Annotated in this window: 13 protein-coding genes; all 13 read left to right on the plus strand. The window is 71.9% G+C overall.

Annotation, left to right across the window (positions count from 1 at the left end; translation table 11 throughout):
- The first annotated feature begins 1 nt into the window (after nt 1).
- The 13 genes from IPJ78_08695 to IPJ78_08755 are packed head-to-tail and all read left to right on the plus strand — an operon-like array spanning nt 2 to nt 11,645.
- Nucleotides 2-427 carry a TraR/DksA C4-type zinc finger protein gene (locus IPJ78_08695; GenBank protein ID MBK7906631.1) on the plus strand — a complete coding sequence of 142 codons (426 nt, stop codon included), beginning with the start codon at nt 2-4 and terminating at the stop codon, nt 425-427.
- A 10-nt stretch (nt 428-437) separates the two neighbouring features.
- Nucleotides 438-944, plus strand: coding sequence for a signal peptidase II (gene lspA, locus IPJ78_08700; protein MBK7906632.1), 507 nt, complete (start codon nt 438-440; stop codon nt 942-944).
- Nucleotides 941-1,936 (plus strand): RluA family pseudouridine synthase, encoded by a 996-nt coding sequence (locus IPJ78_08705; protein MBK7906633.1) that lies wholly within the window; start codon nt 941-943, stop codon nt 1,934-1,936. Before lspA ends, IPJ78_08705 begins: the two co-directional genes overlap by 4 nt.
- Nucleotides 1,911-2,360: a chemotaxis protein CheW gene (locus IPJ78_08710; protein MBK7906634.1), complete on the plus strand. Its 450-nt coding sequence runs from the start codon at nt 1,911-1,913 to the stop codon at nt 2,358-2,360. Before IPJ78_08705 ends, IPJ78_08710 begins: the two co-directional genes overlap by 26 nt.
- Nucleotides 2,361-2,390: 30 nt before the next feature.
- Nucleotides 2,391-2,753 (plus strand): response regulator, encoded by a 363-nt coding sequence (locus IPJ78_08715; protein ID MBK7906635.1) that lies wholly within the window; start codon nt 2,391-2,393, stop codon nt 2,751-2,753.
- A gap of 48 nt (nt 2,754-2,801) precedes the next feature.
- On the plus strand, nt 2,802-4,895 hold the full coding sequence (locus IPJ78_08720) for a chemotaxis protein CheA (GenBank protein ID MBK7906636.1): 2,094 nt from the start codon (nt 2,802-2,804) through the stop codon (nt 4,893-4,895).
- A complete protein-coding gene (locus tag IPJ78_08725; GenBank protein MBK7906637.1) occupies nt 4,892-5,518 on the plus strand; it encodes a chemotaxis protein CheC in 627 nt (208 codons plus the stop codon). The genes IPJ78_08720 and IPJ78_08725 overlap by 4 nt, the downstream gene beginning before the upstream one ends.
- Complete coding sequence (locus tag IPJ78_08730; protein MBK7906638.1) at nt 5,515-8,214, plus strand: tetratricopeptide repeat protein; 2,700 nt, start codon at nt 5,515-5,517, stop codon at nt 8,212-8,214. The genes IPJ78_08725 and IPJ78_08730 overlap by 4 nt, the downstream gene beginning before the upstream one ends.
- On the plus strand, nt 8,214-9,197 hold the full coding sequence (locus tag IPJ78_08735) for a DUF4388 domain-containing protein (GenBank protein MBK7906639.1): 984 nt from the start codon (nt 8,214-8,216) through the stop codon (nt 9,195-9,197). The genes IPJ78_08730 and IPJ78_08735 overlap by 1 nt, the downstream gene beginning before the upstream one ends.
- Nucleotides 9,187-10,197 carry a roadblock/LC7 domain-containing protein gene (locus IPJ78_08740; GenBank protein MBK7906640.1) on the plus strand — a complete coding sequence of 337 codons (1,011 nt, stop codon included), beginning with the start codon at nt 9,187-9,189 and terminating at the stop codon, nt 10,195-10,197. The genes IPJ78_08735 and IPJ78_08740 overlap by 11 nt, the downstream gene beginning before the upstream one ends.
- Nucleotides 10,197-10,538, plus strand: coding sequence for a roadblock/LC7 domain-containing protein (locus IPJ78_08745; GenBank protein ID MBK7906641.1), 342 nt, complete (start codon nt 10,197-10,199; stop codon nt 10,536-10,538). The genes IPJ78_08740 and IPJ78_08745 overlap by 1 nt, the downstream gene beginning before the upstream one ends.
- Nucleotides 10,535-11,008 carry a hypothetical protein gene (locus tag IPJ78_08750; protein ID MBK7906642.1) on the plus strand — a complete coding sequence of 158 codons (474 nt, stop codon included), beginning with the start codon at nt 10,535-10,537 and terminating at the stop codon, nt 11,006-11,008. The genes IPJ78_08745 and IPJ78_08750 overlap by 4 nt, the downstream gene beginning before the upstream one ends.
- A gap of 37 nt (nt 11,009-11,045) precedes the next feature.
- Nucleotides 11,046-11,645 (plus strand): GTPase domain-containing protein, encoded by a 600-nt coding sequence (locus IPJ78_08755; GenBank protein MBK7906643.1) that lies wholly within the window; start codon nt 11,046-11,048, stop codon nt 11,643-11,645.
- The last annotated feature ends 1 nt before the right edge of the window (nt 11,646 follow it).

Consider the following 11,646-nt stretch of genomic DNA (forward strand, 5'->3'; position numbering starts at 1 on the left):
GATGCCGTCGACCCCGACGCCCGGTGGCGAGAAGAAGTTCAAGCCCTTCCCGAAGAAGCAGATCCAGTACTTCGAGAAGCGGCTGATGGAGGAGCGGCGGCGCGTGCTGAAGGAGCTCGGGCACTACGACGAGACCTTCGGGAACACCCCGCAGGGCGCCGACGGCGACCTGAGCGCGTACTCGTTCCACATGGCCGACCAGGGCACCGACGCGATGGAGCGCGAGAAGGCGTTCCTCTTCGCGAGCAAGGAAGGGCGCTTCCTGTGGCACGTCGACCAGGCGCTCCGGCGGCTCTATCGGCACCCGGAGGAGTTCGGGAAGTGCCACAACTGCGGCGGCGAGGTCGGGTTCGACCGCCTCGACGCGCTCCCGCACGCGCGGTACTGCATCGAGTGCAAGCAGCGTGAGGAAGATGGAAAGAAGTGACGCCTGGCGGATGGCGCCGTCGCGATTCGCAGGCATCGCGGCGGTGATCGTCCTCGTGGACCAGTTCACGAAGATGCTCGCGGTGGACCGGCTCACGCCGGCCTACGTGCCGCACCCGGTGCTCGGGGAGTGGGTGCGACTCACGCTCGTCTACAACCCGGGCGCGGCCTTCGGCCTCCATCTGGGGCCCTGGTCGCGCTGGATCTTCCTCGCGCTGACCGTCGGCGCGCTCGTCGTCATGTGGCGGCTCTTCCGGACCGGACCGGCGGGGGCGCCGTGGCGCACCTGGGCGCTCGCACTCGTGAGCGGCGGTGCCGCGGGCAACCTCGTCGATCGCATCCACTCGCCGCGGGGCGTGGTCGACTTCCTCGACGTCGGCGTCGGGGCGACGCGCTGGCCGACGTTCAACGTCGCCGACGTCGCGGTGAGCACGGGGGCGATCCTCCTCGCCATCGTGCTCTGGCACGAGGACGAGCGGCCGGCGACCAGCGCGCCCGCGCACGAGCCGCCCGCGTGACCGGGCCGCTCGGTCCCGGCGCGCACACCTTCCCGACCGACGACGTCGCCGGCGAGCGGCTCGACCTCGCGGTCGCGCGGCTCACCGGCCTCTCGCGCACGCAGGCGGCGACGCTCATCGCCACCGGCAAGGTCACCGTCAGCGGCCGCACCGAGCGCGCGAGCTTCCGCTGCGAGCCGGACGAGACCTTGTCGGTCACCATCACGCCGCCGCCCGGGCGCGAGATCGTCGCGGAGCGGATCGACGTGCGCATCGCGTACGAGGACGAGGAGATCGTCGTCGTCGACAAGCCCGCGGGGATGGTGGTGCACCCCGCGCCGGGGAACTGGACGGGGACGCTCGTGAACGCGCTCATGGGGCGCGGCCAGGGGCTCGCGGCCGGCGGCGGTCCCGAGCGCGCCGGACTCGTGCACCGGCTCGACAAGGAGACGTCGGGACTCCTCATCGTGGCCAAGACCGACCGGGCGCACCGCACGCTGAGCGCCGCGCTCGCCGCCCGGCGGATCACCCGACGGTACGCCTGTCTCGCGTGGGGGCACCTCGACCAGGATCGTATCTCCGTCGACAAGCCGCTCGGGCGCGACCCGAACGACCGCACGCGGGTGGCGGTCCGGCCCGAAGGACGGACGGCGCGGACCGATTTCGAGCGTCTGGCGCGCTTCGACTCCGCCGACCTCCTCCGGGCCCACCTGCACACCGGCCGCACCCACCAGATCCGCGTCCACCTGGCCTCGATCGGGCATCCGGTCGTGGGTGACGACACTTACGGGGGAGGGGGCGGCCGCCGGCTCGTCGGGCTCCCGCCCAAGCGGCATTTCCTTCATGCCGCCTGGCTCGTCTTTACTCACCCGGTGTCGGGGGTCCTCATGGACCTTCGCTCGCCGCTGCCTGACGACCTCAAGCGATCGCTCGCGACCGCGGCGGGTGAGCCCGATTGGTTTGCCCACCCAGATCCACTGGAGTACCTTGGCTTCTATAGAGCGAACGGGTGAGAGTGCGGCACCCCGGTACCTCGTCGTCGAGGCCGGGGGGCAGCGTTTCGCCTGGGAGCTCGCGGCCATCCGGGAGATCGTGCCCGCTCGTGCGGTCACCCGCCTGCCGGGGTCGCCGGAGTGGGTGCTGGGGCTGCTCAACCTGCGCGGGACAGTGCTGACGGTCGTCGACCTGGCGACGCGGCTCGGGCTCCGCGCGGGAGATGCGGCGTCGATAGTCGTCCTAGACGTGGAGGCGCGGACGCTCGGGGCACGGGTGGACCGCGTCCGCGTGGTGGCCAACGCCGAGGAGGCGACGGTCGAACCGGTGGAGGCCGCGCGTGCGGCCGATGGGCTGGTGATGGGGATGGTGCGGCTGGCAGACGGTCCGGCGGCGCTGGTCGATGCCGCGGAACTCTGCCGGACGGTGCTCGCGACGGCGTGATCTGGCACTCCAACTGCTGATGGGGGGAACGTGGCTCCGACGGTTCTGATCTGTGATGACGCGATCTTCATGCGCACGATGGTCGGCGACATCCTGCAGCAGGCGGGATTCGAGATCGTCGGCGAGGCCGAGACCGGCTCGCAGGCGGTGGACAAGTACAAGCAGCTGCGACCGGACCTCGTGACGATGGACATCGTCATGCCGGACATGGGCGGCATCGACGCGGTGCGCGAGATCACGCGCTTCGACCCGAACGCGAAGGTGCTGATGTGCAGCGCGATGGGGCAGCAGAGCCTCGTCGTCGAGGCGATCCAGGCCGGGGCGAAGGACTTCGTCGTGAAGCCCTTCCAGCCGAGCCGGGTGCTGGAGGCGGTGCAACGCGTCCTCGGCTGACCGGCCGGCCCCGCGTCCCGCACTCCGTCCCCAGCCCGCCGCCCCTTCGTGGATCGCTCCCGCTACGCCGACCTCTTCCGCACCGAGAGCCGTGACCAGCTCTCGGCGATCAACGGCGCCCTGCTCTCGCTCGAGCAGGGTGAGGCGGCGCGCGAGCCGGTGGACGCGATCTTCCGCGGCGTGCACACGATCAAGGGGATGAGCGCGACGATGGGCTACACGGGCGTCGCGGAGTTCTCGCATGAGCTCGAGTCGCTGCTCGACAAGGTGCGCTCGGGCGAGCAGATGCTCTCCACGGAGCTCATGGACACCTTCTTCGCCGCCGCCGATGCCCTCGAGGACGGGATCGAGCAGGCGCAGGAGGACGCGCCGATGACGCCGGCGATGCACAAGGTCATCGAGCGCCTGCACGATCTCGCCGGCGGGCGTTCGACGTCGGAGTTCCGTGTTTTCCGCAAGAGCGACGTGTTCCGCGTGACGTCCGAGTTCCAGGTGCCGGGCATCGCGCCGGAGCCCGTGACGCCCCCGCTCGCGCCGGGCACCGCACCCGAGGCGACGACGAGCGATGCCGAGGCGGATGCGGCGCGGCAGACGGTCGTGGTGCGCGTCGGACAGGCGAGCAGTGCGCTGCTGCCCGGCGTGCGCGGCTTCATGGTCGTGCAGCGCCTGCGCGCGCTCGGCGAGGTGACCGCCTGCGAGCCCGCGGTCGAGGTGTTGCAGGCGGCCACGGTGCCGCAGCGCATCACGGTCACGCTGCGGACCGCGGCGGACAGCTCGGCGCTGGAGCAGGCGGTGCGCGGCGCGGGCGACGTGGAGTCGGTGACCATCGAGCGGCGCGCGACGCCGGCCGCCGTGCCGGTGATCCCGGTGCCGCCGCCGCTGCCGGGAGCGGGCGCGCCGCTGGCGCGCCGCGCGTCGGACCAGGGGGCCGCGTTCGGGCGCCGCGCGAGCGACGTGCTCGCCGACGAGCTGCTCACGACGGCCGAACGGGCGTCGCCGGTGCAGCGGACGCGCCATGTGCGCATCGAGCTCTCGCGCCTCGACACGCTCCTGAACCTCATCGGCGAGCTCGTGATCGTGCGCGGACGCTTGCAGGCCCTCGTGCGCGGCCTGCCCGAACCGGCGCTGCACGAGGCGGTCACCGATGCCTCGCGCCTCGTGACCGAGCTGCAGACGGAGATCATGACGAGCCGCCTCGTGCCGGTGGGGCAGATCTTCGACCGCTTCCCGCGGCTCGTGCGCGACCTGGCGCGGCAGCTCGGCAAGGAGATCGCCTTCGTCGTCGAGGGCAAGGAGATCGAGCTCGACCGCTCGGTGCTCGACGAGCTCGGCGAGCCGGTGGTGCACCTGCTCCGCAATGCGATCGACCATGGGCTCGAGGCCCCGGAGACGCGCGAGGCGCAGGGCAAGCCGCGGGGCGGCATGCTCACGCTCGCCGCGGCGCGTGACCGGTCAGCGGTGCTCATCACGGTGCGCGACGACGGCAAGGGGATCGACCGCGCGCGCGTGCTGCAGCGGGCGCTCGAGCTCGGGCTCGTCGAGGCCGGCACGTCGCGGCTGGACGATGCGGCGCTCATGATGTGCATCGCGCACCCGGGCTTCTCGACGAAGGAGCAGGTGACCGAGGTCTCGGGGCGCGGCGTGGGGATCGACGCGGTGCAGAGCCGCGTGCGCGCGCTCGGCGGGTCGCTCGGCATCGAGACCGAGCCGGGGAAGGGGACGTCGGTGACGATCCGGCTGCCGGTGACGCTGGCGATCGTGCGGGCGTTGCTCGCGCGCGTGGGGGACGAGCGCTACGCGCTGCCGCTCACGCATGTGCGCGAGACGATGGAGCGTCGCCCGACGACGATCACGCAGGTGCAGGGGAAGGAGGTCTTCGTGCTGCGGGACGAGGTGCTCCCGATCCTCCGCCTGCGCGACGTGGTGCAGCTGTCGGGCGCGGGGGCGGGGCTGGAGGAGATCGTGGTGATCGAGCGCGGCGACCGCCGGGCCGGTCTCGTGGTGGATGAGCTCACCGGACAGGAGGACATCGTGGTGAAGTCGTTCGACGCGGTGCGTGATGGCGCCTCGCTCTTCAGCGGCGCGACGATCCTGGCGGATGGCGCACCGGCACTCATCGTGGACGTGGGGAGCCTCCTGTGACCACGCCGACCGGGGAGGACCTCCGCGCGCTCACGCCGCGCCAGCTCGACGCGCTGCGCGAGGTGGCGAACATGGGCGCCGGCCACGCGGCCACCGCGCTCTCGACGATGACCGGCCAGCAGATCATGATCAGCGTGCCGCGCCTCACGGTGGCGGCGCTCGACGAGATCCCGAACCAGATCGCCGCGCCGGAGGAGCCGGTGGCGGCGGTGCTGATGCGCATGGAAGGGGACCTCACGGGCCTCACGCTGCTCGTCTTCCCGCACCCCATCGCGCTCCGCGTGGCGGGGCTCATGATGCGGAAGACGGTCACCGCCCTCGGCGCCATCGAGGAGTCGGCGATTCGCGAGGCGGGGAACATCCTCAGCGCCGCCTACCTCAACGCCCTCGCCGACTTCATGGGGATGACGCTCCTCCCGTCGCCGCCGAGCCTCGCGGTGGACATGAGCGATGCGGTGCTCTCGTCGACGTACGTCGAGAGCGCGCAGGGCGCGACGCACCTCATGTGCGTGGAGAGCGAGTTCCACCTGCAGGAGGCGCAGGAGCGCCTCCGCGGGTTCTTCCTGCTCCTCCCCGACCCGGCGAGCCTGCGCCGCATCCTCCAGACCATCCGGGTCGCGTGACCGAGCCCGCCGTCACCCGCATCTCGGAACGGGACCGCGACGTCCTGCGCGGTTTCGCGCGGCGCATCGATCCGTCCGATGCGGGGGCGCACAACAACCTGGGCGTCCTCTACTTCAACAAGGGGCTCTACCAGGAGGCCGTCGCCTGCTTCACGCAGGCGCTCGAGCTCGACCCCAAGATGCAGGTCGCGCAGCGCAACCTCGAGGTCGCGTACTTCAACACCGGGTACTACGACCAGCGGGTGAGCGAGCTGCGCGAACGGATCCGCCAGCGCCCCGAGGACCGCGACGCCCGATGGGACCTCGGCCGCGCCTTCGCGCTGCTCGGCCAGCACGAGGATGCGCTCCCGGAGTTCCGCGCGATCCTCCAGGCGCGGCCGAACGATGTCGCGGCGATGATCCAGCTGGGCCTCTCCGAGAAGGCGAGCGGCCGGCTGGGCGATGCGCTCCTCTGGTTCCGTCGCGCGCTCCAGGTCGATCCGCACAGCTCGATCCTGCACCTCTACGTCGGCGAGGCGCTCTACAATCAGGGCGCGACCGAGGAGGCCCTCGCCGCGCTCCGGCGGGCGATCCAGCTCAACCCGGACAACCCCGACGCGCACTTCCTGCTCTCGTTCGTGCTCGGCGACCTCGGCCAGCACGCCGAGGCGGGGGAGGCCAGCAAGCGCGCGGTGCACCTCAATCCGTCGCTCAAGCGCGCGCAGGCGAACCTCTCGCTCGACCAGTACGACCCCAAGAAGTACGAGGCGCTGCTCCCCGGCCGGCAGGCGCGCCGCTCGCAGCAGCAGATGGCCATCGCCGAAGGGGAGCCGCTCGCGCAGTACGCGCTGGGGCTCGCCTACCGGCAGCAGGGCTACATCGCCGAGGCGATGAAGGCCTACCAGAACGCGCTCGAGCGGGGCGAGGACCGCCAGCTCGTGATGCAGGCGATGGCCGAGCTGCACCTGATCCAGAAGGATCCCAAGCCGGCGATCGAGCTGTACGACACGCTGCTCGCCGACCGGCCCGACAGTCCGAAGCTCTGGAACGAGCGCGGCGTGGCGCTGCACCAGGCGGGGCAGCATCTCGAGGCGGCGGCGAGCTACCACCACGCGCTCGAGGTGGAGCCGCGGTACGCGCTCGCGCGCAACAACCTCGGCGTCGCCTACTTCCACGCCGGGCAGGCCGACGACGCGATCGACGCCTTCCGCTCGGCGCTCAAGAGCGATCCGCACTTCGTGAAGGCGCGGCTGAACCTCGCGCTGCTGCTCACGCGGCACCGGCGCTACCAGCTCGCGCTCGAGGCGTACCGGCAGGTGCTGGAGTCGGCGCCCGAGAACGCGACGGCCTGGAACGGCGTGGGCATGGTGCTGGCCGAGCTGCGCAAGTTCGAGGATGCGCGTACGGCGTTCGCGCGCGCCATCCAGGCCAAGCCCGAGTTCGCCGAGGCGCACTACAACCTCAGCTTCACGCTCTCCAACCTCGGCGACTTCGACGGCGCGCTGCGCGAGACCAAGCTCGCACTCGAGCTCGACCCGTACTACGTGCCGCAGAAGTTCTCGCTCGCGATCGACCTCGAGTACGAGGACCCCGACCTCTCGGTGGTCCCCGACCTCGGCGGCGAGCACCGGCTCACGGAGGAGGTGGACACCTTCACCTTCGATCCGACGCTGCTCGACTCGCTCTTCACCGAGCTCGCGCCGCCCCCCGAGGCGGCGCCGCTGCCGCTCGAGAGCGATCCCTATCGCCTCGCCGCGGACTTCCTCTCCAAGGGGCTCACCGACCGCGCGATGGCCGAGACGCGGCGCGCGCTCGCGCGCGGCGCCGATGCGGTGACCGGGAACGTGCTCCTCGGCGAGGCGCTCGGACGGCAGGGCGCGTGGGGCGACGCGCTCGAGCGCTTCGAGGAAGCGCGGTCGCGCGATGCCGGCCACGCCGGCGCGTTGCGCGGCCAGGTGCAGGCGCTGCTCGCGCTCGGGCGCGGCGAGGAGGCGGGGACCGTCGCCGAAGGGCTCGCGTCGATCGCGCCGGACGATGCCGATGCGCTCCTGCTGCTGGCGAGTGCGCGCTTCGAGGCGGGGGACGCGGACGGCGCGCTCCGGGCGCTCGCGCATGCGCGCGAGGTCGCGCCGCACCGCGCCGACGTCCTGCGCGGCATCGGCAACACCACGCGCGCGCTCGGCGACCTCGACGAGGCGATCGCCGCGTACCGGCACGCGCTGGCGCTCGACGAGGACTTCGCGGCCGTGCGCTTCGATCTCGCGCAGCTGCTCATGCAGCGCGGGCTCTTCAGCGAGGCCGAGCACGAGCTCACGCTCGCGCTCGACGCGGTGCCCACCTACGCCGACGCGACGCTCGCGCTGGCCGGGGTGTATCGCGCGACGAGCCGGCCGCGCGAGGCGCTGGTGCTGCTGGTGGAGTTCCTCGAGCGCGACCCGTACAGCTTCACCGGCCTCCTCGCGCTGGGCGAGCTGCTCCTCGAGCAGGGCCGCATGGCGGATGCCGCCGTCGCGATCCAGCGCATCCTGCGATTCGACGAGTCGCACGTGGGCGCGATCTTCCATCAGGGGCTGCTCCTCGCCGCGCAGGAGCGCTTCCGCGAGGCGCTCGCGAGCTGGCGGCGCGTGGCGATGCTCGCCCCCGAGAGCGAGTGGGCGCGTCGCGCCTTCCGCGAGAGCCGGAAGGTGCAGCACCGGCTCGAGGGCGGGGAGGGCTAGTGGCGATCGAAGGCCCGCTCCAGGAGCTCGGCATCCACGACGTCTTCCAGCTGCTCGACCTGAGCCGGAAGACGGGGACGCTGACCGTGGTCTCGGAACTCCGGGACAACGAGGGGACGGTCCTGTTCGAGAACGGCAAGATCGTGAGTGCGAACATCCGCTCCAACCCGCACCGCTTGGGCGACCTGCTCATCCGGTCGGGACGCCTCACCGACGCCGACATGGCGCGCGCGCAGGCGGCGCAACAGCGCGGCGACGGCCGGCGGCTCGGCGAGATCCTCGTCGCGCTCGGGCTCGTCACGCGCAAGGAGATCGAGCGGCAGGTGCGGCTGCAGATCGAGGCGGTCGTCTTCGAGCTCATGTCCTGGCGCGAGGGACACTTCCGCTTCCAGGAGGGGATCGACGACGGGCATTGGCGCGACTGGACGGTCGCCTTCCCGACGGAATCGCTGCTCATGGAGGGCGCGCGCCGGATCGACGAGTGGTCGCGCATCGCCGACCGTGTGCCGAACCTCGCGATGGTCCCGTACCTCACGCCGCCCGACGAGGACCATCCTCCGCTGCTCGACCTGCTCCCGAGTGAATGGCAAGTGCTCTCGATGATCGACGGGACCCATGACCTCCGCGAGATCGCGACGACGCTCGCGATGAGCGAGTTCGACGTCGCGCGCATCACCTACGGGATGGTGAGCACCGGCGTGATCCGCCTCCGGCAGTCGGAGCGGATCTCGCGGCAGACGCCGCTGCCCATGGAGCCGAAGCCCGTCGATGCGCGGCTCACGCCGGTCGACATGACGGTCGAGCCGTTGCGGCGCGGGGCTTCGGCCTTCCGACGCGGCGAGTTCAGCGAGGGGATCGCCGTCTGGTCGCAGTTCACCAAGTCGGTCCCGCAGTACCCGGGGATCGCCGCCATCCGCGAGGCCATCGCCGCGGCGACGACGCTGCGCGACATCCTCGCCCGGGAGGTGCCGGATGTCCGGTGATGACATCCACGCCATGAGCGAGACGCTCGCCAAGGATCCGGCGAGCCTCGTCTTCCTGCAGCTGGCCGAGGCGCTGCTCATGCGTGGTGATCTGGCGCGCGCGGCGCGCGTCGCGTCACGCGGGGCGCAGCGGCATCCGGCGCGCCTCGACGCGCACGACCTCGTCGCGCGCGTCGCCCTGGCGATGGGCGACGAGCCGCGCGCCGAGGAGGCGTGGGGCGACGTGCTGCGCATCGATGCGACCCTCGCCACCGCGCATCGCGGCATCGGCCTGCTGCGCTACCGGCAGGGACGGCTCGACGAGGCCCGCGACCATCTCGCGTACGCGGCGCACCAGGACCCGGGCGACAACGTCGTCCGCGCCGCGCTCGAGGCGGTGCACGGCGTGATCGCGCAGCGCGACGCGGCCGGCACGGCCGCCGCGCTCGCCGCGACCCCGCCGGCCCCGGCGAGCCCCGACGCGATCCTCGACGAGGCGGTGGCCTCGGCCGAGGCGGCGGCCGGGATCACACCCGTCAACGCCGAGCCCGGGCCGCGCGCGTCGGCGTACGTCGCGCATCCGTCCACGCTCCGCGCGTCCAACCCCGCGGCGCCGGTCGCGACCGGTGATGAGGGCGTCGGGAATGATCCGCACGGCGATGAGCCGGGCCGGCTCTTCGATCATGTGCTGGAGGACAGCAAGCAGGTCGCCCTCCTGCTCGACAGCGACGGACTCGTCGCGGCGGGGAGCTACGTGACCGGCGAGGGGCGCGACCTCGGCAGCGAGCTGGGCGCGCACCTCAGCGGCGTGGGCGAGGAGGCCGAGCGCGCCATGCGCCACTTCAAGCTCGGGCTCTGGCACCGCATGGTGATCGAGACCGAGGCGGCGACGATCGAGATGGCCCCGACCGACAAGGGCGCGGTGCTCGTCGCCGCGTCGAAGGAGGTGCCGCTCGGCTTCGTGCGGCGCACCCTCGAACGCTGCCTGACGGTCGCGCGGCAGTGGCTGGGGGAGGGCTGATGAGCCAGTTCGCCCCGCTCATCGCCGCCGTCACGCGCCACCGCGGCGTGCAGGCCTGCCTCGTCGTGGCGGACGAGGACGGCATCCTCGTCGACGGCACGGCGCACGTGGGCGTGAGCACCTCGGCCTTCGCGGCGCTCACCGCGTCGCTCTACCGCAAGGCGGCGCGCGCCGCCGAGTCGGCCGGCTTCGGCGCCGTGACCTACTTCGAGCTCGAGGCCGAGCGCGGCCGCGTCATGGCGGCGGGGCGGAACGGGCTCGTGATCGTGGCGGTGGCCGAGCCGCGCGTGAACGTCGGGCTCCTGCGCGTCGAACTCGTGCGCGCGGCGGAGGGCCTGTGATCCGCCACTCGGTGATGGTGGGCTGGGCGGACGGCCCCTTGAAGCGGTATGTGGACGATGCCCGCCTGCAGTTCACGGTGCTCATGCACCGGAGCGGGCAGGTGCTGGCGCAGCATGGGTTCCAGAGCCGGATGGACGTCCAGACGGCCTGCGCCCTCTCCGCGGCGATCAACGCCACCGCCGACTCGCTCGGCACGATGATCGACGGCGCGCCGTTCCGCGGGCTGCACTACGCCGGCGCGGCGCGGCAGATGCATCTCGCCCAGCTCCACGTCGGCGACGGGGTGCTGCTGCTCCTCTCGGTCTTCGACCGGGAGAGCTCCCTCGGTATCGTTCAGCTCTACCTCGACGAACTGCACGCCGCGCTCGCCGCGTCGGCGCCGGCCGACGAGGACGCCCCGCCCGCGCTCGCGGAGGACTTCGAGCGCGACCTCAACACCAACCTCGCCGCCCTGTTCGGGAAGCGCTGATGCCCCTCGTTTCCCGCCCTCGTCACCGGACCCGCCCGTGAGCCTCGTCAACTACGCGACGCGCGAGATCACCTGCAAGATCGTCTACTACGGCCCCGGACGGTCGGGGAAGACGACGAACCTGCACTACATCTACGGGCAGGTGCCGGGGGACCGCAAAGGCCAGATGGTGTCGCTCGCCACGCAGACCGACCGCACGCTCTTCTTCGACTTCCTGCCGATCGACCTCGGCACGATCTCGGGCTTCACCACGCGCTTCCAGCTCTACACGGTGCCCGGCCAGGTCTACTACCAGACCACGCGCAAGCTCGTGCTCCAGGGCGCCGACGGCGTCGTCTTCGTCGCCGACAGCCAGGCGCGCCAGCTCGACGAGAATATCGAGAGCTTCCAGGACCTCCACGCGAACCTCGCCGAGCAGGGCGTGGACGCGCGCCAGATGCCGCTCGTCATCCAGTACAACAAGACGGACCTCCCGCCCGAGATCATCACGCCGATGGCGGAGCTCGACGAGGTGCTGAACTTCCGCAACGTCCCGTCCTTCCCGGCCGACGCGCTGCACGGACCCGGCGTCTTCGAGACGCTCCGCGGGATCTCCGAACAGGTGCTCCGTCGCCTGAGCACGGGGGAGCGGCGGTAGC

The sequence above is a fragment of the Gemmatimonadota bacterium genome (genome assembly GCA_016714015.1).
Lineage (GTDB): Bacteria > Gemmatimonadota > Gemmatimonadetes > Gemmatimonadales > Gemmatimonadaceae > Pseudogemmatithrix.